A 23,007-nucleotide genomic window follows, 5' to 3' on the forward strand; every position below is an offset into this window, starting at 1 on the left:
AAAAAACAAGGCGCCGAACCAAATGCAAAGGGGCCCGTAGGCCCCTTTGTTCGATTACGCCTCAGGCGCCGCCTTAGCTGGCGGCTCGGTGTTCTCGTAAATCAGCAAAGGCTGGGATGTGCCTTCGATCACGCTTTCATCGATGACAACCTTGCTGACTTCCTTCTGCGAAGGAATCTCATACATGGTGTTCAGCAATACCCCCTCAAGAATTGAACGCAGACCGCGCGCGCCAGTCTTGCGCTCAAGCGCGCGAGACGCGACAGCTTTAAGCGCGTCTGGACGGAATTCGAGATCCACACCCTCGAGTTCGAATAGCTTGGCGTACTGCTTGGTCAGCGCATTCTTCGGCTCGGTCAGAATCTGAATCAACGCTGCCTCATCGAGCTCATCGAGCGTGGCAATTACCGGCAGACGACCAACGAACTCGGGAATCAGGCCAAACTTAACCAGGTCATCCGGCTCCACAGCACGCAGCGCTTCTCCGATCTTCTTGCCCGGATCTTTGCTACGCACCTCGGCATTGAAGCCGATTCCACCCTGAGTCGAGCGCCCCTGAATGACTTTTTCCAAGCCTGCGAACGCACCACCACAAATGAACAGGATGTTACGCGTATCGACCTGCAGGAATTCCTGCTGCGGGTGCTTGCGACCGCCCTGCGGAGGAACGGACGCAACGGTACCCTCGATCAGCTTGAGCAGCGCCTGCTGCACGCCTTCGCCGGACACGTCACGAGTAATGGAGGGGTTATCGGATTTGCGGGAGATTTTGTCGATTTCGTCGATGTAGACGATGCCCATCTGGGCTTTTTCGACATCGTAATCGCACTTCTGCAACAGCTTCTGGATGATGTTTTCCACGTCCTCGCCTACATAACCCGCCTCGGTAAGCGTGGTTGCATCAGCGATTGTGAACGGAACATTTAGCAGACGTGCCAAAGTCTCAGCCAGCAGCGTCTTGCCGGAGCCGGTTGGGCCGATCAGCAGAATATTGCTCTTGCCCAGTTCGACTTCTTCTTTCTTGTCGCGCTGGTTGAGTCGCTTGTAATGATTGTAAACGGCCACCGCCAGGATCTTCTTGGCACGTTCCTGACCAATGACGTACTGGTCGAGAATGCCGCTGATCTCCTTGGGCGCAGGCAGTTTGTGCGCGTTGCTCTCGGCCTGCGCTTCCTGCACCTCCTCGCGGATGATGTCATTGCACAGGTCGACGCACTCGTCGCAGATGAAAACGGAGGGCCCGGCGATCAATTTGCGTACTTCATGCTGGCTTTTGCCGCAAAAAGAGCAATAAAGCAGTTTGCCGGAGTCCTCGCCGTTGCGGGTGTCAGTCATTCGATCGATCCAATCGGGAAGGCTTGAAACACAAGATGAAGGCATTCGTGGGCTTTTTCAAGCCCACGGAGCAGCCACGTATCGCAGGCTGCGGAGATCAGACGGCCATTTGACGCTGGGTCAGAACCTGGTCGATCAACCCGTACTTGACGGCTTCCTCACCGCTCATAAAGTTGTCGCGGTCGGTATCGCGGGCAATCACTTCCATCGGCTGACCGGTATGGTGAGCCATTACCTTGTTCAGGCGTTCACGGATAGTCAGAATTTCCCGGGCATGAATCTCGATGTCCGAAGCCTGACCCTGGAATCCGCCCAATGGCTGGTGGATCATCATGCGTGAATGTGGCAGGCAATAACGCTTGCCCGCGGCACCGCCTGTCAGAAGCAAGGCACCCATGGAGCAGGCCTGACCGATGCAGATGGTCGATACATCCGGCTTGATGAACTGCATGGTGTCGTAGATCGACATGCCGGCAGTCACCGACCCACCAGGGGAATTGATGTAGAGGTGAATGTCTTTCTCGGGGTTTTCAGCCTCGAGGAACAGCATCTGCGCGACGATCAGGTTGGCCATGTAGTCTTCGACCTGCCCAACCATGAAGATCACCCGCTCCTTGAGGAGTCGGGAATAAATGTCATAGGCGCGCTCGCCGCGAGCGGACTGCTCGATCACCATCGGGACCAGGCCGCCGGCGGCCTGAATGTCCGGAACTTGCATAAAAGGATTGCGGGACATGTTCCAACGATACTCCCTATGTCATGCCTCAAAAGACATAAGCCAGCACGAGGCTGGCTTATGTTTGTGCACTCGAATATATGAAGAAATCAGGCTGCTTGCGGGGCTTCCGCAGGTTTGACAGCTTCTTCGTAGGAGACCGACTTGTCGGTCACTTTAGCCTGCTGCAGGACAGTATCTACAACTTGCTCTTCGAGCACAACCGAACGAACTTCGTTCAATTGCTCGGCGTTCTTGTAGTACCAGGCAACGACCTGCTCAGGCTCCTGATAGGCTGAAGCCATTTCTTCGATCAGCTCGCGAACGCGGGCTTCATCAGGCTTCAGCTCCTTCTGCTTGACCACTTCGGCGACGATCAGCCCCAGCACGACGCGGCGCTTGGCCTGCTCCTGGAACAGATCGGCCGGCAGCTGCTCGGGATTGATGTTGCCGCCGAACTGCTGAACGGCCTGGGTGCGCAGACGGTTCACTTCGTTGTCGATCAGTGCCTTGGGCACTTCGATCGGATTGCCCGCTACCAGACCTTCCATGACCTGGTTCTTCACCTTGGTCTTGATAGCCTGGCGCAGTTCGCGCTCCATGTTCTTCTTAACTTCGGCGCGGAAGCCTTCGACGCCACCTTCCTGAACACCGAACTGGGCGAAGAACTCGTCATTCAGCTCGGGCAGTTGCGGAGCGGCAATGGCGTTCACGGTAACGGTGAACTCGGCGGTTTTGCCGGCCAGGTCGAGGTTCTGATAGTCCTCGGGGAAGGTCGGATTGATCACGCGCTCTTCACCAGTCTTGGCGCCGACCAGGGCATCTTCAAAGCCTGGAATCATGCGGCCCGAACCCAGCACCAGCTGAGTGCCCGTGGCCGAACCACCAGCGAAGACTTCACCGTCGATCTTGCCGACGAAGTCGATGGTCAGCTGGTCGCCGCTCTCGGCAGCTCGCTCGACAGTCTCGAAACGGGTGTTCTGCTTGCGCAGGATGTCCAACATGTTGTCGACATCACTGTCGGCCACTTCGGCCTGCAGACGCTCGATTTCGATAGCCTCGAAACCGGCAACTTCAAACTCGGGGAACACTTCGAAGGTGGCGACGTATTCCAGGTCCTTGCCCTTTTCGAACACTTTCGGCTCGACGGACGGGGCACCGGCCGGATTCAGTTTTTCGGCAACGACGGCTTCGTAGAAACTCGACTGGATCAGGTCACCTAGCGCTTCTTGACGGGCGGCTTCTTCGTAACGCTGACGGATCACGCTCATCGGCACCTTGCCGGGGCGGAAACCAGGGATCTTGGCACGGCTGGCGGTCTGTTGCAGACGCTTGTTGACTTCGGTCTCGATACGCTCGACCGGCACGCCGATGGTCATGCGGCGCTCAAGAGCGGAGGTGCTTTCAACAGAAACTTGCATGGATTTTCCTCGTTGCACAGACATTAGCCGGGCGTTCCGGCCCCAGAATGGGCAAGCATTCTAGTGGCTCGATTGACATAAGTCACCCTGCCTGTCGCGACGAGCCAAATGGCGGCTAGACAAGCCAGTGAAAGTCACAACTGCGCACCACCAGCCAGCACAGCGACGCGTTGATGCTTGCCATCGCTCCAACTTTCCAGTTTGCCCGCTACCTACGACAGTGCGACCCAACACCCTCTGTATCTACAGACGCTGCCTACTGAAGACTTTCAACAGGCAGCGTCTCCGCCCTTGAGCGTGCGTACCGACCACAAGTCTGGATGCGCTGCACCGGGCGCTAGCCTTGTACAAGCCGCTTCATCCAGTCGAGCAGCACCGTAGGCAGCAGGTCCGGACGGGGCAGCAGCGCGTAACGGGTGGCGCCGAATATCCGTGGCAGGTAAGCGCTGGCCTGCCGGTCGATGGTCAGGCAGAACGGCGATATTCCCTGCAGCACCGCTTCCAGTACCGCCTGACGGGTATCCTCAATTCCATATCGGCCTTCGTAATCGTCGTTGTCACTGGGCTTTCCATCGGACAGCACCAGCAGCAGTCGACGGGCTGCCGGCTGGTGCATCAGGCCGGCGCTGGCATGACGGATAGCCGCGCCGCAGCGGGTGTAATGCTCCGGTTCCAGGGAGGCAATACGCAGCGCTACGTCTTGCCCGTAAGCCTCCTCGAAGATCTTGATATCGCGGACCACGACCGCTTCCCTGCCCTGCCCTGAAAATGCCTGTATCGCGTAGGGTGCACCCAGGCTCTGCAGCGCGATGCTGACTAACAACAGGGCTTCACGCTCGACATCTATTACACGCCGCCCTTGTGATATCCAGCTGTCCGTCGATCCGCTGACGTCGATAAGCAGCAGGATGACCAGATTTCGCTCAGCGCAACGTTGCGTGCGGTACAGGCGATCCGTCAGCCCGCTGCCGGCCCGCAGATTCGCGAGTGCATCGACATAGGCATCCAGATCCAGCTCGTCTCCATCGACCTGACCACGCAACCAGACCCGATGCGTGCGCAGCAATTCGAAACGGCGGCGAATCCCCTCGAGCAATCCTCGATGGGATTCGAGCGTTTCCGCTACCCAGGCTGGATTACCCGGGGGAGCCGTGCGCACCTGCACAAGGGCGCTCTGTTCGCGGTAATGCTGCTCACGGTAATCCCACTCGGGATAGGCAATTCCTCGTTGCGCAGCCGAAAAACCGGGCGCAAGCACGCTAGCCCAGGCATCTGGTGGATCATCGGCCAGCAGCACCTCCTTGGGTTGTCCGGGTGAAGCCACCAGACGCGCCTGTGGAAGATCGCCGAGCATTTCACCGAACAGCTCGGCATCCGCATCGTCCCGATCGATGGGCCGCTGCAGGCCCATCGGGTCTTCGGCATGGGGATGCGGCTCGTCCAGCTGGATCATCAGCGGCCCGCTTTCCTCCGACTCATCCTCATCAGGGCGCGCCTGGCGAACATCGGGCCGTCGTTCGAGCCGCACGCTCTGCGGCGCTGACTGAGTGGAGTCGAACGAACTCTGAGCAGCGACGGAATGGTGATGGCGTGACACGGGAGCCAACAGCATGCCGGTCCACCAATCGGCGAATAGGGGCTCCTGACCGATGCGTTCTCCAGAAGCAGATGCCAACCCCCATTGAGCCAACAATCGAACCGCCAGCTCGCATGAGTCGTCTGGCGTAGACGAATGCGGAACACCATCAGTTTCACCCACCAGCAACGCACGCACGCGAGCCTCCAGCGGGCGTCGTGCCGAACCGAATGCATTCAGCGCTGGACGACGCGCAAGTGCACAGGCCCGTAATGCCTGCACCGGGCCAGCGAGCCCAGGCATTTCCTCCAGCAGTTCACGCTCGGCAGCTTGGGCTTCAAGCAGCTGGTACAGCGCCGCCGCAAGTGGTGGGAGGCTGCGCCACTGCGACAGTGCACTGCCGCGACGGATGCGCATCGCCTGCTGCAACGCCATCACTTTATAGAGGGTCGCCGCAAGCGGGCGGTCAGAAATATCCAGCATGCGGGGCAACCAGATACTCGCACCATCGGTTGCCGGTACTGCAGCGAGCCGCTGCGGTTTGGGGCTGCGTCCGAACCAGTCGGCGAGCAATGTCGGTCGTGCCGGCGGCTGGGCGATACGCAGCCGATAGCTGTTGCCGAACACCGCCGACAGCAGCAGCTCCAGGCGCTCCGCCACCTCGCTGAGCGGCAGGCTCGCTGGTGCGTTCGGCTCGGGGCTGTAGCGACGCCAGAGGCGCTGGGCGAAGACGGTCGCATGCCGCGCGGCATCGGTGAGAACCTCTTCAGCTTCGGCCATGCCTAGATGAATGTTCCGTCGACCAGATCGCGCATCGCTCCGACCAGCGCTTCGTCGTCCGAAAGTGGCGATACGATTGCCGCCAGGCAAGCTTCTCGCACGGCTATGCCATCGGCACAAAGTGCGCCTGCAGCTATCAGCAGGCGGGTGCTGGGTACCTCGGCCAAGCCACGGTCACGCAGCGCTCGCAGCCTGCGCGCCAATGTGACCAAAGCACGCGAGGTCGGTGCATCGACACCACTCTCGCGCTGGACGATCTTCGCCTCTTCCTCTTCCCCCGGAAAATCCAGGTCCATCGCCACGAACCGCTGACGCGTGCTCGGCTTGAGATCCTTTAGCATGCGCTGATAGCCCGGATTGTAGGAGATCACCAACTGGAAGCCCGGCGAGGCCATCAGCAATTCGCCGGTCTTGTCGATCGGCAGCAGACGCCGATGATCGGTAAGAGCGTGCAGAACGACCACGGTGTCCTGCCTCGCTTCGACGACTTCATCCAGATAGCAGATAGCCCCCTCACGTACGGCTCGGGTGAGAGGGCCGTCCTGCCAGACAGTGCCGTCATGGCGAATGAGGAAACGCCCGATCAGATCGCTGGCCGACAGGTCATCGTGGCAGGCCACTGTGATCAGCGGCCGGCCCAGCCGCCAGGCCATGTGCTCGACGAAGCGGGTCTTGCCGCAGCCGGTCGGTCCTTTGAGCATGACCGCCAGGCCACGCGCATGGCAGCGCTCGAACATCGCGACTTCATTGCCGCTCGCTACGTAGAACGGTTCCCCCTCGCTTGCCTGCGCCAATGGCGGGTGTTCGGGCAACGTCACGTCGGGCGCACCTCCGTCTCTGCAAGCACGGGCTCCGTATCATTCAAGACGAAGCGTGGTGTGTAGCGGAAGAAGTCATAGATGAACAGGGCTACGCCCACGGTGAACAGCGACGCGGTGGCAATGAGCATCACGAAATGGATCTGAATTTTCAGCTGTGCATCCAGATAGCCCATACCCATGATCCGCTCCAGGTAGACCTGCGCGATGCCTGCCGTGGCGAACGACAGCGTCATGCCGAACATGCCGGTGATTTGCAGCCAGAACGCCCAGTAGCCGAGCGCAGTGCCCTGCTCCCGGCGCCCGGCAGTTAGTGATGGCAAGGCGTAGGTGATCATCGCCATGACGATCATCGCGTAGGCACCGTAGAACGCGGCATGGCCGTGCATCGCAGTGATCAAGGTGCCGTGGGTCCACTTATTGACGCTCGGCCACGTGTGCGCCAGGCCCAGCAGCCCTGCACCGAATAGCGAGAACAGCGCGCTGCCGATCGTCCAGTGCAACGCCAGCGTATTCGGATGTGCCAGCCCCGAGCGACGCATGGCGCCATAGGCATAGGCGGCCATGCCGACGAGTGCGAGCGGCTCCAGCGCGCTGAAAAATCCGCCGATGGGCAACCAGTAAGTGGGCACGCCGACCCAGTAATAATGGTGCGCCGTACCGAGGATGCCGGCGAGAAACACCAGACCGACGATCACATACAGCCACTTTTCCATGACTTCCCGATCCGCGCCGGACAAGCGGATCAGCAGATAGGCCAGGAAGCCACCCATGATCATCATCCAGACGCCTTCGACCCACAGGTGAATCGTCCACCAACGATAGAAGATGGAAACCGTGTAGTTCTCGTAGTGCAGCAGTGCCGGCAAATACAGCAGCGCAGCGCTGACGAAGCCGATCATCAGCACCGCTTCGGTCGTGGTGAAACGCCCTGATTTTCGGATCGTCATGCCGATGTTGTAGAGGAAGATCAGCATGCAGATGACGATGACGATGACGATCTTGTGCGGCAGCGGCTGTTCGAGCAGCTTGTTGCCGGTGCCGTAGCGGAACAGGTAGCCGATGATCGCCGTGACGCCCATCAGCGTCCAAAGCACCAGCTGTACATAGGCCAGCTTGGTGCTATGCAGTTCGGCGCGAGACTCTTCCGGAATCATCCAGTAGGTCGCCCCCATGAAGCCGGTCAGTACCCAAACGATCAGCAGGTTGGTGTGGATGACCTTGGTCACGTCGAACGGCAGGATGTAAAGCAGCGGGTCGGGTCCGATGTACTTGGTCGCCGACAGCAGGCCGAACACCAGCTGCAGGCCGAACAACACCATCGCGACGGCGAAGTACCAGTAAGCAACCGATTGGGACTGATAACGCATCGTAGTTTCCCCTTGAAGCGAACGTGGGTCGGCTTGGCCGTCGTGTCACTTGAGCGTTTCGAGATAGGCCGTCAGTTGATCGATCTGCGCATCCGTCAGGCTCTGCTCGTAACCTGTCGGCATGAACGATGTGCCGTCAGCCGAGTACATAGCGCCGGGGATGATGTGCGCACTGGGCGTGACGATGGATTCGCGGATATAGCCGCGAGCGTCACTGGCCTGCCCGGTGTAATCGGCAGACGCGACGATTTCCGCCGCGCGGGTGGCAAGACCCGCCAGGGTCGGCCCCGCCATGTTCGCCCCAGGCGCAATCGAGTGGCAGGCGTTGCACGCAGGCACTGCAGAACGAAACACCTGCTCACCCAAAGCACGCTCGTCATCGTCTGCATCTACCGGCCGCGCGCCGGCCGGCATGTCGTCACGCTGTCCACCACCGGTGTCGGCGCCCGGAACGAAGCTGCCGGTGACCAGGATCGGCCGCGGCGGCCACCCCTGGTTGTCGACCTTGCTTACCCAGTCGAGAAAGGCGATCAAATCGCTGATCTCGTCCTCGGCCAGATTCTGCTGGGGCATCAGCCGGCGATGGATCTTCTCGTCGTAGAACTTGGACGGATCACGCATATAAGCCTTGAGATAAGGCTCACCGCGGTGCTGGGTGATCTTGGTCAGATCCGGCGCGTAGTAAGCGCCCTCACCGAATAGCGTGTGGCAGTTGATGCAGTTGTACTTATGCCAGACATCCATCCCGTGCTTGACCTCAGCCGTGATGTTCTCGGCATTGGTCAGCTTGGGAAATTGCCGGTGACTGTCCACTGTCAGCCCGATGAACACGAGCGTGGCCACACCGGTTGCGGCAATTGCGAAGAGCCTCGCTTGGCGGTTGTTCATGGCGTGCCCTCAGACATTGATGCCTGTCCAGTGGATGAGCGTCATCGTGAACGCGTAGAGCATTGCGCCAAACATCAATACCAGCACAACAACACTCAGTATCTTCAACGGGCCATAGAGCTTTCGAGCCTGCATGTCTTCTCCTTCGCAGCATTAACTGCCGTATGGGAAACCGCTCTCAGTGTCCGGAATGTGGGTCTATCGGTTCGGGGCTGGAAAAGATCGAAGCGTCCGCGTCGCCCTTCACCGTCAATACACCCATCAGGCCTTTCTCGGCGCGCGACAGGGCGTGATCCACCAGGATGTATTTACCTGGGTAGTCAGCGACGAACTCGACCATGGTCGCGCCGCCAGCCGGCACCAGAGTCGTCTGCACGTCCGTCAATGGCGGACTGGTGAGCGAGCCTTGGTCGAAGACCTTGTCGAAGATTTCGCCAATCACGTGGAAGCTGGAAATCAGGTTCGGGCCGCCAACACCGAAGAAGATGCGCACGCTGTCGCCAGTGTTGACTTCCATCTGATGGATACTGGTCAGGGCGTCGGTTGCGCCGTTGAACATCAGATGTTGCGGCGTCTCGCGCAACAGCATGTCCAGCGAGAACTCATGCAACCCGCGCGCGCCTCTCGGGCTCGCCGTGTACAGCTCCCCCTGCATCACATAGAACTCGTGGTCGACTTTCGCCAGGCCACCTTCAGGCTCGACCAGGATCAACCCATACATGCCGTTGCTGATGTGCTGCGCCACCATGGGAGTGGCGCAGTGATAGACATAGAGGCCCGGCTGCAGCGCCTTGAACGTGAAAGATCGGGTCTGACCCGGCGCTACCTGGGTAACTGCGGCACCGCCGCCGGGCCCGGTGACCGCGTGCAGATCGATGGAGTGGATATGCGCACTGTCAGGCTCGTTGCTGAGATTCAACGTGACGGTATCGCCCTCGCGAATACGCACCATCGGACCCGGCACCGTGCCGTCGAAGGTCCAGAATTTGTAGGTGCTGCCATCGCTCAGCCGCCCCTCCTCCTCGGTCGTACGCAGATCGAGGGTGATACTCTTCGGTTCGCGATTGCCTACCGGCTCGCCCACCTGTGTGGGGTTCTTGGAAAGATCCTTGCCTTGCTGGGCGACCGTCTCGGGGCCATCTCCAACGATGAACTTCCCGAACATTCCGGCTGCCTTGTGTCCCGGAAGCGTGCAGTAGTACTCGAAGGTGCCACTCTTGGGTGGCGCGGAATACGATTGTGGTGGCGGCGCCCTTGCCGGAAATTTCGCTGGAACCGGCATCGAACTCTGGCACTGCTATATCGTGAATTGCCCCGTCACCATTGACGAGGTTGATCTGCACCACAGCGCCTTCCGGAACGCGCAGCTCGGGATTCACCTCCCCTCGGGTCGGGCCGGACTCACTGACGTAAACGAGCTTTCCATCGGCAATGTCCGTCCTCAGGGTAATCGTGACGTCCGGCCGGTAACTTACATCGCTGCTGGATTTCGTCTGTGCCCAAAGGCTCGTAGGTATAACAAGTAACGCGAGCAGTAAAGCTACGGATAAATGACGCATGCCTAGCCTCTCAAGCAAGAAGTTAATCCCGTCGTCAGTCTAGTCACTGCAAATAAGTGGCGTCGCTTTAGAATCCGCCTGCCCTTCCGACGATCAATATAATTCAAATTAATTGATAAGGGATTAATGCCTACTACCCATGGACATGATTTCAATCAATAAGCTATGTGAAGCATTCAAGGCCCTTACAAGCGCGGGATTAATACCAGCGAGGAATTACGCCAATCTGCTAACCGACAGATGGTAGGCCTAGATGCCCACCTGAATGAATATCAAGGCATGAGCGGTAGCGGACCTTTATATGGCCTTATAAAAACGGCGCTACGGCTGAAATGAACTAAATTTTCAGCGAGTAAACGCAACCTGAGCGCTCCTCAATTCAATCAGTAGTCCATTGGGTCAAAACTCGAGAAGTTACGGAAGTTGACTTTGCATATGCGCCCTCGCCCTTTGCAGAGCAATGGCAGAATTTCCAGTGCATGTCCGCAACGCTGCATCGCAGCCAACCGCCATCGCAATCAATGCATTTGCGCACCCGGAAGTGGAGCGATAACGTTACGCCTTACCCCGCGCTGACCACTCGATCATGACCAAGCCTCGCTCCTGCCCGGCCCTACAGCCTGGACAATCAGCTTTGCTTTGCATTGCATTCAACCTCACTGCTGATGACAAAGGTCTACAAACCCATGCTCCAACGTATCGGGCTAACCTATCCGCAGTACCTGGCCATGCTGGTGGTGCTCTGGGAAGACGACGGCATCACCGTTGGGGATATCAGTGCGCGCTTGCTGACCGATCCGGGCTCGCTTACGCCTTTACTGAAACGGCTTGAAGCTGCGGGGTTCATCACCCGAACCCGCCGCACCGCGGATGAGCGCGTAGTCGAATTACGCCTGACTGAGGAAGGTCGCTCACTGCAGACTGAAGCCGAATGCATCCCGACGAATATCCTTAGCGCCAGTGGGCAGACCCCGGAAGGCATCCGGCTGTCGCTGTACTGAGCGCATAGACAAAACAAGCGGCGGGCGCCCAGGTTGGCCTCGCGTCGCACAGCTTCAGCGTCCAGATTACGTAGTCGTACCGACACGAGTGCGTGTACCGCAAGATCAATCATCCGTCCCTCTTTTGCGCCCATTTCAACTCAGCGGTAGCTCGTCCACTGCGCAGATGTTATGTTATAACGTCAGGCAAAACGCTGTATCAGGAGGGATCGTTCATGAAACCAAGCATTCACCCCGACTACCGCCCGGTGCTGTTTCACGACACCGCAGCGGATGTCTATTTTTTGATCGGCTCGACCGCCGAAACCAATCGCACCCATCAACACGTTGACGGCAATAGCTACCCCTATATCGCACTCGATGTGTCCAGTGCGTCGCACCCGATCTATACGGGCAAGCAACGCAAGACCACCACCGAAGGCCGCATTGCAGGCTTCAACAAGCGCTTCGCCGGATTCACCAAAACGAACTGAATGCAATGCCTTTCCAGATGCGAAGCCGCCCTGTCGGAGCGGCCTCGCATCGCCTCGTCGTACCCACATCAGCCAAGGAAGACGATTTGATGCCCCGCCGTAACAGCAGTCCTGTTCTTTGCACTCCTGCTCGACTCTTTTCCATTCTGGCCTGCTTGCCGTTGACGGCTCTTGGCGCTGAAAAAACGCTGAATCTCGAGCCTACTGTGATTACCGCGACCTCTACCGCGCGCCAGTTGAGTGATGCGCCAGCGAGCATCGCCGTCATCACTCGCGAAGAATTGAGCGTGCGTCCGGTCCAGGATCTGGAAGATGCCTTGCGTGGCACCCCAGGCCTGCAGTTCACCGGTGTCGGCATGACTCGCCGCGGTGTGAGCATTCGCGGTATGGGAAGCGAGCACACGCTGGTACTGGTGAATGGACAGCGCGTCAATACAGCTACCGGCGCCGTGGCCCATGCTGACTTCGATCTTGGCTGGGTTCCGGTGGAAGCCATAGAGCGGATCGAGGTGATACGCGGGCCAATGTCCTCGCTTTACGGTTCCGAGGCGCTTGGCGGTGTGGTCAACGTCATTACCCGTCGCAGCACGGACGCTTGGCACGGTGCAGCGCAGATCAATGGTGGTGTGCGCGAGGATGACCGGGGCGGCCAGACCCATCAGCTAGGCGTTTATGCCGGCGGCCCGCTGATACCTGACGTGCTAGGCCTGTCACTGAGTGGCGAGACACGGCGGCGGCAGGAAACACCAGGACATCGCGATGCAGCCCTGTCGGAAATCGAAGGCCGTGATGCCCATAGCGGCAGCGCCACCCTTAACTGGACGCCGGACGCCGCCCAGCGCATCGACTTTACCTACGCAAGTGGCCTGGAAGATCGCTGGCGCAATACGCGCCGTGCGGGTGCAAGGCCTGTCGATTACGAGTCCAGCGATCGCATCGAGCGCGAGCGATTCTCTGTCGCCCATAGCGGCGATTGGTCGTGGGGCGCAAGCTCGCTACGTGCCTATCGCAACACGCTGGAACGCACCAACCGTTTCACTAGCGGGGTCATACCTACGTCGCCGCGCCAAGAGCTTACCGACGACATTGTCGATGGCAGTTTGAGCGTGCCGATAGCCGAGATGCATCTGGTGACCCTGGGTGGCGAATGGCGCAACGAGCAGCTGGAGGACGGAGGGTTCACTGCCGGCGATGCGAGCATGATCCATCGCGCGCTCTTCATGCAGGACGAAATCGAACTCGATCCCACCTGGTCGCTGGTGCTGGGGAATCGGTTCGACCGACATGAGGAATACGGTTGGCACAATAGCCCGCGTACCTACCTCGTCCATCATCTCAGCGATGAGCTGACCATCAAAGGCGGCGGCGGCCGGGGTTTCAAAGCGCCATCGCTCAAGCAGCTGTCGCCAGGCTACTCGGCGGTTGGGGGCGGTGGAATGTTCACCATCTTCGGCAACCCGGACCTCGAGCCCGAAACCAACACCACCTATGAGCTCAGTGCGGATTATCAGGCAGGCGACTGGTCGCTGAACGCGGGGCTTTTCCAAAACAACGTTCGTGGCCTGATCCAGACGGTATGTGTGGCGAACTGCGGCCAGCGTGGCCGTGAGATACGCAATTACGATAACGTCGATAAAGCGCGTATTCGCGGTCTTGAGCTGGGCGGCGGTCTGGATCTACCCGCGAATCTGCATTGGGATCTGAACTACACCTATCTTGATGCCATCGATCGCAGCGCTGGGCGCAGGCTGGGTGACCGCGCACGCCACCTGGCCAACACGCGATTGCAATGGGCGCCTACCGCTCGTTTTAGCGGGCAGCTGCGAGGCGAATACGTCGGCAGCCAGCTGACCTATTCCAGCAACACCGCCTATGCAGTACCGGCCTACAGCCTGTGGCACCTGGAGCTGACCCAGCGCCTCACGGACAACCTGAGTATCCGTGGTGGCATAGAGAATCTCACCGACGAAGATTTCAGCGATGCATCCGACAATTTCACCTTCGCTGAACCGGGGCGGACTTACCACGTCGGTGTGAGCCTGAGCTTCTGACATGCGCTGTCTAATCCAAACCAGCCTGGTCATCCTGGCGCTGGCCTCCTTGGCCGAGCCAGCCTTTGCCGAGCCAGCGCAACAGAGGGCACCTCAGGTAAAAGTCGTGACCACCGATTTTGTGCTGCAGGGCAAGCTCGACCGGCTCGCCGGTTGGGCAGAGGAATCGGGCGTTACGCTGAGCAGCACGCGCGTGCCCTCGGCCGCTCTCGGTGACCAACTTGCCGCACGCGCCAACCTGCTAATCATGGATACACCACGGCCCGCCGATCTAGCCACCGTACAGCAGGCGCTCGGCGACCGACTCAACACCACTAACACACCCTGGATACGCATCGGTGGCGGCGCGCCGGCGTCGGGCAACTTGCCTGCCGCTGTAGCCAGACGGCTGATCGGCTACTACGCAAATGGCGGCGAGCAAAACCTGCGAAATCTGTTCGTCTACTTCCGTGCCTGGCACGACGGCGCCGAAGCTGAATCCATTTCAGCTCCGACCGAGCTCGCCAGCACAGGCTTCCATCATCCTGACGCGCCTGCCCCCTTCGCGACGCCGGCTGACTATCTGAGCTGGGGCGCCGAGCGCTGGCCGCCGGAGGCACCTCGCGTAGCGTTTGCGATCCATCGTGGTGCACTCGTCGACGGTCAGCTCCGGCTGATCGACGAACTCATCCGCAGAAGCGAGGCACGCGGCCAGGCACCGCTGGCATTCTGGGCGGACGACAAGGATCCGCACGCGCTGGGCAAAATCCTCGAACCCGTCGACAGCGAGGTGCTGGTCAACCTGCAGCATATGCAGAACGGTGCCGCCCGACAGGCGGAGTTCCTGGCACTGGGAATCCCGGTGTTATCGACACTCACCTGGCGCGAGGGAGACCGGGCACATTGGCGCGCGTCCAATAGCGGCGTTATGCCCCGTACCGCCGCGACGATGCTGACGGTGCCGGAAAGCTGGGGCATGACCGATCCGCTGGTGATCGCCGCAATCGAAGATGGCGAGCCTACGCCGATCCCGGAACAGGTCGACGCCCTGCTCGGCAAGATCGACAGCCTATCTCGCCTTCGCCGGCTGGCTCCGTTCGAAAAGCGCCTGGCCCTCATGTTCTGGAACCATCCGGACGGCGAAAAGAACATTTCGGCCTCGAACCTGAACGTGCCACGCAGCCTTGCGCGGCTCTCCATTGCCTTGCAGCAATCCGGTCACGACGTACTGCCGCGCGATGAAAACGAGCTGATCGAAACGGCGCAGCGCCTGCTCGGCGGTTACTACCGGCCCGAAACGCTGGATGATCTACTCGCTGACCACCTCGCCTTGACGTTGCCCCTTGAGGATTACCAACGCTGGCTGGCAACCCTGCCCGAACGTAACCGCCAGGCGCTGACCGAGCGTTGGGGCGATCCCGCCGCACATTGGGCCTTACGCAATATCGACGGGACGCCGCACTTCGTGATTCCCGCCGTGCGCCTCGGCAAACTAATGCTGCTGCCGCAACCGCCGCGAGCTGGTCGCCCGGGTGAGGCCTATCACGACGGCAAGATTCCGCCGGACCATCTCTATCTGGCGGCCTATCAGGCGCTGCGTGAGGCATTCAAAGCCGATGCGCTGATCCACTTCGGCACCCATGGCACCCAGGAGTGGTTGCCCGGTAAGGATAGAGGGCTTGCCGCAGGCGATTATCCCTTCCTGGCGCTAGGCGACCTGCCAGTGTTCTACCCCTATATTCAGGACAACATCGGGGAAGCCATTCAGGCACGTCGCCGCGGCCGTGCCGTGATCATCAGCCACCAAACGCCGCCTTTTGCTCCTGCCGGGCTCTACGATGAACTGCGGGATTTGCACGTATTGATTCACGAATATCAGCAGCTCGACCAGGGGGCGGTACGTGAAACCACGGCCGAGCGTATCCGGCAGTTTGCACTGCAGAGTCGGATGCTCGAAGACCTTGGCTGGAGCGAAGAGCGGATGCTCGCCGACCCTGACGGGTTTCTGCAGGTGCTGCACGATCATTTGCACGAAATTGCCGAGGCAAACGTGCCGCTGGGCCTGCACACGTTTGGCGAAGCAGCCTCGCCGGGGCACCGCTTGGCCACCGTGCTACAGCAGTTGGGCCCAGCTTTCCTACAGGCACTGAAGCTGCCCGCGGAGGAACCATTGGCCGAGGACTTCACCGGGCTGCAGGCAAGCCTTCCCTACCGCACCTTGCAACGCTTTCTGCGGGATGGCGAACAACCTGGTTCGATCGATGATCCGCACCTGCGCGAGCAGATCGAGCGCGCGATGGAACTGGACGCAAACTTGGCCGACACCGGAGAAATCGAAGCGTTGCTCGCCGGCCTGGCTGGCGGCTTCGTAGCCCCGGGACCGGGCGGCGATCCGGTGCGCAACCCGGACGTCCCCAGCGGGCGCAACCTGTATGCATTCGAGGCGGAAAAGCTACCAACCCGTGCTGCATACGAGGCCGGCGGAAAGGCGTTGGAACAATTGCTCGCGAGCTACCGTGACGAACATGGAGGCAACACGCCGCAAAAGCTTGCGTTCAGTCTGTGGTCATCGGAAGCCATGCGCCATCTCGGCGTTCTCGAAAGTCAGGTCCTGCACGCCCTGGGCGTACGGCCGGTGTGGGACGTCGGCGGACGGGTGCGTTCGCTGGAAATCATCCCCCTAGCCGAACTTGACCGGCCGCGAATCGATGTCGTTGTGCAGGTCACCAGCGTTTATCGCGACCAGTTCGACGGTTTCATGCGCCTGCTCGCCGATGTGGTTGAACAACTAGCGGCGCTCGACGAACCGGGCAATGTACTGGCCAGCAATAGCAGCGCCCTGGCCCAGCGATTACGCGATCAGGGTGTAGAAGCCAATCGCGCAGAGCAACTGGCGCAGCTGCGGCTGTTTGGCAATGAACCTGGCGATTATGGCACCGGTGTATCTCAACTCACCCTTGATTCGACTCGCTGCGAAGATGAGGCGCAGCTCGCCGAGCAATTCCTTTCGCGGCTGCAATACGGGTACGGCACCAAAAGCTGGGGGGAAAAGGTCGATGGTCAGAACCTGTTCGCCGAACAGCTCAAAGGTGTTCAGGCGGCTGTCATGGCCCGGTCCAGCGAGCTGAATGGTGTGCTGTCTACGGATCATCCATTCGAGTTTCTCGGCGGGCTCTCTCTGGCGGTGCGTCATCTCGACGGTACTAGCCCGTCGCTCTATATCTCTGATCTGCGCAAAAGCGAACCGCGGACGACCGGCGCGGCGAGCTATCTCGCCCGCGAGCTGCGCAGCCGCTACCTGAACCCGCAATGGATCACTGCCATGCAACAGGAGGGCTACGCCGGAACATTAGAGATACTCAACGTCGCCAACAATTTGTGGGGCTGGCAAGCAGCTGACAGAAGCATGGTTCGCGCCGATCAATGGCAGGCCTTGCATGACACCTTCGTCAAGGACCAGCGTGAGCTCGGTCTGAGCCAATGGTTCCAAGACAACAACCCCACCGCCCAGGCGCAGCTTATCGAGCGCATGGTCGAGGCCATCCGCAAAGGCTACTGGAACGCACCCGAGGAGACCCGCCGCGAGCTGACCGAGCGTTGGCAGGCCTTGACCCGCGACCACGGCGCTGACGCAGGCGAGCCGGCGACCCGTGAATTCATTGAACAGATGGCCATTGGGTACGGACTCGCGCTCAACGCGCCACAGCCTTCGCCGGACGCACCGACCTCTGACGCCACCATGCCAGGCGAGACCGTACGTGGGCAGGTGATGCAGGAGGTCGCCGAGCAACCGAGCGAAGCCCCCAGCCCATTGCGACTCGCCCTCGGCATTGCTGCCTTACTCATTTGCCTGCTGCTTGGCGCAGTGCGTCAGGCACTCGCCAACCGCCGTATCGCTACCACTCCTGACCGAAAGAACCCCATCCAATGAACGCACTTGAAACCAGTCTCTACGAACTCACCCGCATCTTTCTGGTGCCCGTTTTGCTGCTAATCCTCGCTGCGCTGGTTTACGCCTTTCTTGCACTGGGCAGCTTTGCCATGGAGGCTTGGCAACGCCGCAGCGGCCGCTACCGCTCGGTACTTGCTGCTCATCAGGCGATCCATGGCGGCACCAGTGATGATCTGGAGCTGTGGATCATGCAGCGCCTCGAATGGTTGCGCGTGACCTCGCGCAGCGCGCCAATGCTCGGCCTTGTCGCCACCATGATCCCTATGGGACCTGCCCTGCTCGCCCTCACCGAGAGCGACGCCAAAGGCATCGGCGAGAACCTGGTGGTCGCCTTTTCGGCCGTGATTCTTGCGCTCGTCGCCTCCAGCATCGCCTTCTACGTGCTTACCGTGCGGCGGCGCTGGCTACTGCAGGAGTTGCGCGCCATCGAACGTGCCGTGGAGCTGCATTGATGCGCTTTCTCGACCATGACGACGACGATGATCCGCTACTTTCCGTGGTCAACCTGATCGATCTGTTCCTGGTAGTGATCGGCATCCTGCTTATCGTCATAGTGCAAAACCCGCTCAATCCGTTCAGCCAGGACAAGGTCGTGGTCATCGAGAACCCCGGCGAAACAAACATGCGCATGCTGATCAAGGAAGGCCAGGAACTGACTCAATATGAATCCAGCGGGGAAATCGGCGAAGGCCAGGGAGCGAAAGCCGGCATCACCTACCGCCTGAACGACGGAAGAATGATCTACGTACCCGAGGCAGCGAACCGCACGCCCTGATGCATCTCTGACGAGCTAATCGCCTCGCTGCCAGCTAACGCTGGGGGCCCACCAATCCAACGGACTCAACCGAGCAGAGCTGGTGTGCCAATTGGATCTGCCGGTTCCTGCGACGGCAATTCAACTGCAACCCGCGGGGTGGCCGGCCTGTTGCCCCCGCGTGTCGCCAGAACACACCATCCTCGTCACTCCATCAGCAGCAGCTCATGTGTGCATTCAGATCCGCAGTGCCACGCCAAGACGCAGCTCGCGGCCGGGCTCGTAACTGCCGCGCACACCTTCGTAATCCGGGATGTGCTCGAAATCCTCGTTGCTGGCGTGGTCCAGATACTGCTTGTCGAAAATATTCTTCAATGTCAGGTTCAACACCAGCCGATCATTGGGTAGCGCTGACCACTGGGCGTAGAGGTCGTGTACGCCGTAGCCGGGTTTGTCTAGCTTGCCGACGCCAGTGCGTAGCGAATCCACAGCGGTGACGAAGCGGCCCTGCCAGCCGAAACTCAGCGCATCATTGGCACGGTAGTCGGCAAAGCCTATCCACGTATCGCCAAGCGTCGTGCCCAAGCCGTTGTGCTCGTATACGTTCAGATCATCGCCATCGAGCTCGATGTCGTTATGGTGGTAGCTCAGTCCAATGCTCAGTTGCTGCCAGTGATATGCGCTTTGCAACAAGACGCCCTGGCTTCTGAGCGTGCCGCCGTTCACGTAGAGATTGGGTCGCCCGCTGGGGTCATAGATCACGTCGCGGATACGGGTGTCGTAGAGCTTGCCCGACAGCTCCAGACCGCCCTCGCGGAACTCGATCCCCACCTCATTGGTGCGTGCTTTTTCTGCATCGAGGTCAGGGTCGTTACCCGCGGCATCGAGCTTGAATGCGTCGCGTACCTGCACGCCACGCAGCGCCTGGGCATGACCGGCAAGCAGCGCAAGTTGTGGCGTCAGTTGATAACGAAGATTCACGTTCGGACTGAAGCCGGCGTCCGAGAAATCCTGCCCGTCACGATCATCGAGACGGTAGCGATCATAGCGAACACCCATGCCGAGCAGCAGTTTGTCCGTGACCTGATAACTATTCTGGAGGTAGAAGCCGAGTACGCTGCCCTCCTCCTCATCCAGTTTGCGGTCGCCAGCAGGGCCAAGGCTGGTTTTGTCATCGCGATAATCGACACCATAAGTCAGGCGATGAGCACCAAACTCACTCGTATTGCGTACGTCCACTCCGGCGCTTGTTGTGTCACCGATGTACAGTCCCCAGCGTCCGTCCTGCTGCAACTCGGTGGAGGTGTGATAGGTCGTAACCTCAAGGTCGAGTAGCTCGTCGCTCAGCGGATTCCAGCCGTAGTTCAAGGTCCAGGTTTCGCGCTCCGTTTCCAGCGGAAATAACGGATTGAACCCACTCGGGATCCACTGCGGCCGCTGGCTGCGTTCGCCTTCGTCGGTGCGTTTTTCGTAGGACAACCGCAGCGTCTGCTCATCGCTCAGGCGCCCGACCAGTTTGGCGAAACCCAGTTGCTGCCGCGCTCCGGTGCCGAGAACATCGCGCCCCTTGCCATCCTCATAGTCGTTTTGATCCTGGTAGGTGGCCACCGCCAATGCCGACCAGTCGTCGTTGAGCCGACCAAACAAGCTCGTACTGGTCTTGTAGCCCTCTGCGTTGCTGAAATAGCCACCTTTTACCAGCGCACCAGCCCGCTCGCCCTCACGTAATAGGTCGTCCGGGTCCTTGGTGACGAAGCGAATCGAGCCACCCAAAGCCCCGGGGCCCGACGTCGCATCGCCCGTACCGGCCCGCACTTCGGCACGCTTGAGCAGTTCCGGCTCGATGCCAATACGGCCTGTATGGTGGAAGGTCTGCCCAGGCTGGCTGGCACCGTCGATGGTGATGTTGAGCAAGGTATCCTCGAAGCCACGCAGATAGAGCTTTTGAGCCACACCGGGGCCGCCGCCAACGGAGACCTCCGGACTGGACTCGAACACGTCCTGCAGGTCGGCCGCCTGGTAATGCTGAAGCTGCTCGGATTCGACGCTGTCGTCTTGCACGTGGCGCGCCGTTACCTCGGTGCCGCTCAACTCCAAAGGTTCGGATGGTTGAGCCTGGCAAGGCACGGTAGTCAGAAGCGCGGCGAACGACAGTGACCCGAGTAGCGCGCGCGGACATGGACAATGTTGCATGAAAGACCTCGAGGCAAGAATGCGAACGTTTCGTATTCATCATTCTCGCCGGAGGGTTGCTGCAGCAGAATCACTTTTACAACTGTTACGCAGTGCTCCCTTCGTGAGGCAGCCAGATCCCCATACACAAGCCACCTTGCTCGTCATTGCGCGCCGCCAGTCTCCCGCCGATCGCACGCACTTGACGCTGCGCCAGCGCCAGCCCCAAGCCATAACCGACTCTATCTTCACTCAGCCGCTCGAACGGCAGGAAGATACGCTCGAGCCACTGCTCCGGCACCCCAGGGCCCTGGTCGATGATCTCAAGGCAATAGGCCTGGGGGGCGGTTTGCAGATGAATGCGTACTCGTCCTCCAGGCGGCGTGTGGTCGAGGGCGTTGCGCACTATATTCTCGATCGCCTGACCAAGCGCACGGTGGCAGCTGCCAACCAGCTCGGCCTCCGTAGGAAGCTGCGTGTCGATATGGCGATCCGGGAATTCGAAACGGGCATCATCAAGAATGCTATCCAGCAGATCGATCAGATCCAGCGTCTCGTCACGCAACCTGGGGCGCTCCGTTTCGAGCCAGCTCAGCGTTAGCGAATCCTCGACCAGACATCGCATCGCAGCGCAGTCCTGGCGTATACGCGGCAACAGGGTAGCGGAGTCCGCGCCCTGCTCGGCAAGCCCCACCGCCATTTCGATACGAGCCAGTGGCGTACGCAACTCGTGAGACATCTCGGCGAGGCGCTGACGCTGATCGATGATCAACCCTCCAATTCGCTCAGCCATCGCATCGAAGGTTTCGGCCAACCCCGCCAGTTCATCGCGACGCGAGCCCAACAGCGCACCGGCCCGCGCTTCATAGTCTCCTTCGCTGAATCGACGGGTTGCTTGTTCCAGGCGGTTCAGCGGCTGCATCAGATGGCGATAGAGCAACAGGCAGCCGATCACCAGCAACACCAGCGGCAACACCAGCTCCAGGAGCAGGCGTGCGGGATACCAGTAATGTCCGGGGCGCATGCGTTGCGGCAACTGGATCAGAAATCGCCGCTGCCCATCGGCGAACGGTACGTCCATGATCGGGTTGTCCTGGAAATAAAGGTGGATCTTCCACGACGGGTCTCGACCCAGACTGAATTCGCTGAGAAACCGCTCGGACAACTCACTGCCAGCCAGCGCCTGCAGGTGCGGCTCGACGATCGCTGCCCAGGTTTGCTCCTGCAGTTGCACGGAACGCAGCCAATCCTGCAGCGCCTTAGCATCCCCCTCCCGGTAGAGCGCCTCGGCTTGTTGCGCGTACTGGCGCAGCGTGTGCTGATGCTCGGCGTCAATGAAACTCATCTGCTCTTCGGCCTGACCGCTGAGCCGCGCGATGACCCAAAACAGCGCTACGCTGCCCAGCGCAACCCCTACGCACAGCTTCCAGAATAAGCGCCGGTTCATTGGAAGCTGTAACCGCGGCCGTGAAGCGTCTGTAAACGATCGGCAGCAAGCCCGGCCTCGCCCAACCGGCGCCGAATGCGACTGACATGCATGTCGAGGCTGCGGTCGTAGCCGCTGTACTCACGCTCCAGAACCACTCGATAGAGGTAAGGTTTACTGAGAACTTCTCCGCGCTGGAGCACAAATTGCCAGAGCAGCCGGAACTGCAGCGGCGTCAACGCCAGATCATGCTCGCCAACTTGGGCCCGTAAGCTGTGACGATCAAGAATCAGCGAATCAACCTGCAAGGACGACGGCGGCGCCATACGATGGTCTGCGCTGCGAGTACGCCGCAAGATTGCATCGATGCGCAGCTGCAGCTCGGTCAGGTTGAAAGGCTTGGCCAGATAGTCGTCCGCGCCATGTCGCAATCCGCGAATACGCTCTTCCTCCGCGCCGCACGCTGTCAGCATGATCACTGGCGTTTGCTGCTGTTCACGCAGCCGACGCAACACTGAAAGTCCATTCATGTCTGGCAACATGACATCCAGCAGCACCAGATCCGGCGCGCTGGCTAATGCCATTGCCAGTCCGCTTTCACCCAACAGGCTGGATCGCACTGCATATCCTTGCAGTCTCAGTAGCTCAGCCAGCTGGGCGTTCAGGACCTGATCGTCCTCGATGACCAGCACATCCGCCAGGTACCCGCCCATCGCCACTCCTTGTCAGGTAGATGC

Annotated in this window: 18 protein-coding genes; 6 read left to right on the forward strand and 12 right to left on the reverse strand. The window is 60.0% G+C overall.

All coding sequences use genetic code 11. From position 1 onward, the window contains the following. Positions 1 to 54: 54 nt before the first annotated feature. From clpX to nirK, 9 genes are all read right to left on the reverse strand, one after another. On the reverse strand, positions 55 to 1,335 hold the full coding sequence (gene clpX, locus SM130_RS11750; protein ID WP_102825859.1) for an ATP-dependent Clp protease ATP-binding subunit ClpX: 1,281 nt from the start codon (positions 1,333 to 1,335) through the stop codon (positions 55 to 57). Positions 1,336 to 1,432: 97 nt separating this feature from the next. Beyond that, complete coding sequence (clpP, locus tag SM130_RS11755) at positions 1,433 to 2,071, reverse strand: ATP-dependent Clp endopeptidase proteolytic subunit ClpP (protein WP_102825858.1); 639 nt, start codon at positions 2,069 to 2,071, stop codon at positions 1,433 to 1,435. 89 nt (positions 2,072 to 2,160) lie between these two features. Continuing rightward, positions 2,161 to 3,471: a trigger factor gene (tig, locus tag SM130_RS11760; RefSeq protein WP_102825857.1), complete on the reverse strand. Its 1,311-nt coding sequence runs from the start codon at positions 3,469 to 3,471 to the stop codon at positions 2,161 to 2,163. A 337-nt stretch (positions 3,472 to 3,808) separates the two neighbouring features. Further along, complete coding sequence (locus SM130_RS11765; protein ID WP_102825856.1) at positions 3,809 to 5,827, reverse strand: nitric oxide reductase activation protein NorD; 2,019 nt, start codon at positions 5,825 to 5,827, stop codon at positions 3,809 to 3,811. A 2-nt stretch (positions 5,828 to 5,829) separates the two neighbouring features. Then, positions 5,830 to 6,645 carry a CbbQ/NirQ/NorQ/GpvN family protein gene (locus SM130_RS11770; RefSeq protein WP_102825855.1) on the reverse strand — a complete coding sequence of 272 codons (816 nt, stop codon included), beginning with the start codon at positions 6,643 to 6,645 and terminating at the stop codon, positions 5,830 to 5,832. Continuing rightward, positions 6,642 to 8,015 carry a cbb3-type cytochrome c oxidase subunit I gene (locus SM130_RS11775; protein WP_102825854.1) on the reverse strand — a complete coding sequence of 458 codons (1,374 nt, stop codon included), beginning with the start codon at positions 8,013 to 8,015 and terminating at the stop codon, positions 6,642 to 6,644. Before SM130_RS11775 ends, SM130_RS11770 begins: the two co-directional genes overlap by 4 nt. A 45-nt stretch (positions 8,016 to 8,060) precedes the next feature. Beyond that, positions 8,061 to 8,903 (reverse strand): c-type cytochrome, encoded by an 843-nt coding sequence (locus SM130_RS11780; protein ID WP_102825853.1) that lies wholly within the window; start codon positions 8,901 to 8,903, stop codon positions 8,061 to 8,063. 9 nt (positions 8,904 to 8,912) lie between these two features. Next, positions 8,913 to 9,038, reverse strand: a complete 126-nt coding sequence (locus SM130_RS11785) for a hypothetical protein (protein WP_256044908.1) — start codon at positions 9,036 to 9,038, stop codon at positions 8,913 to 8,915. Between the two features lie 43 nt (positions 9,039 to 9,081). Continuing rightward, positions 9,082 to 10,068, reverse strand: coding sequence for a copper-containing nitrite reductase (gene nirK / locus SM130_RS11790; protein WP_256044907.1), 987 nt, complete (start codon positions 10,066 to 10,068; stop codon positions 9,082 to 9,084). A gap of 1,014 nt (positions 10,069 to 11,082) precedes the next feature. Between nirK and SM130_RS11795 the strand changes: the two genes are divergently transcribed. From SM130_RS11795 to SM130_RS11820, 6 genes are all read left to right on the forward strand, one after another. After that, positions 11,083 to 11,463, forward strand: a complete 381-nt coding sequence (locus SM130_RS11795) for a MarR family winged helix-turn-helix transcriptional regulator (protein WP_102825852.1) — start codon at positions 11,083 to 11,085, stop codon at positions 11,461 to 11,463. A gap of 215 nt (positions 11,464 to 11,678) precedes the next feature. Beyond that, positions 11,679 to 11,936 (forward strand): type B 50S ribosomal protein L31, encoded by a 258-nt coding sequence (locus SM130_RS11800; RefSeq protein WP_102825851.1) that lies wholly within the window; start codon positions 11,679 to 11,681, stop codon positions 11,934 to 11,936. A gap of 89 nt (positions 11,937 to 12,025) precedes the next feature. Continuing rightward, positions 12,026 to 13,987 (forward strand): TonB-dependent receptor domain-containing protein, encoded by a 1,962-nt coding sequence (locus SM130_RS11805; protein WP_102825850.1) that lies wholly within the window; start codon positions 12,026 to 12,028, stop codon positions 13,985 to 13,987. A 1-nt stretch (position 13,988) separates the two neighbouring features. Next, positions 13,989 to 17,897, forward strand: a complete 3,909-nt coding sequence (cobN, locus tag SM130_RS11810) for a cobaltochelatase subunit CobN (protein ID WP_102825849.1) — start codon at positions 13,989 to 13,991, stop codon at positions 17,895 to 17,897. Further along, positions 17,894 to 18,370, forward strand: a complete 477-nt coding sequence (locus SM130_RS11815) for a MotA/TolQ/ExbB proton channel family protein (RefSeq protein WP_102825848.1) — start codon at positions 17,894 to 17,896, stop codon at positions 18,368 to 18,370. The genes cobN and SM130_RS11815 overlap by 4 nt, the downstream gene beginning before the upstream one ends. Next, positions 18,370 to 18,693: a DUF2149 domain-containing protein gene (locus tag SM130_RS11820; protein WP_102825847.1), complete on the forward strand. Its 324-nt coding sequence runs from the start codon at positions 18,370 to 18,372 to the stop codon at positions 18,691 to 18,693. The genes SM130_RS11815 and SM130_RS11820 overlap by 1 nt, the downstream gene beginning before the upstream one ends. 216 nt (positions 18,694 to 18,909) lie before the next feature. Here the strand turns inward: SM130_RS11820 and SM130_RS11825 are convergent, their stop codons facing one another. From SM130_RS11825 to SM130_RS11835, 3 genes are all read right to left on the reverse strand, one after another. After that, entirely contained in the window at positions 18,910 to 20,865 is a 1,956-nt protein-coding gene (locus SM130_RS11825) for a TonB-dependent receptor domain-containing protein (RefSeq protein WP_102825846.1), read from the reverse strand. 85 nt (positions 20,866 to 20,950) lie between these two features. Beyond that, positions 20,951 to 22,291 (reverse strand): sensor histidine kinase, encoded by a 1,341-nt coding sequence (locus SM130_RS11830; protein WP_102825845.1) that lies wholly within the window; start codon positions 22,289 to 22,291, stop codon positions 20,951 to 20,953. Beyond that, positions 22,288 to 22,983 (reverse strand): response regulator transcription factor, encoded by a 696-nt coding sequence (locus SM130_RS11835; RefSeq protein ID WP_102825844.1) that lies wholly within the window; start codon positions 22,981 to 22,983, stop codon positions 22,288 to 22,290. Before SM130_RS11835 ends, SM130_RS11830 begins: the two co-directional genes overlap by 4 nt. Between the last annotated feature and the right edge of the window lie 24 nt (positions 22,984 to 23,007).

It is taken from the genome of Stutzerimonas stutzeri (genome assembly GCF_038561965.1).
Taxonomy (GTDB): domain Bacteria; phylum Pseudomonadota; class Gammaproteobacteria; order Pseudomonadales; family Pseudomonadaceae; genus Stutzerimonas; species Stutzerimonas stutzeri_AA.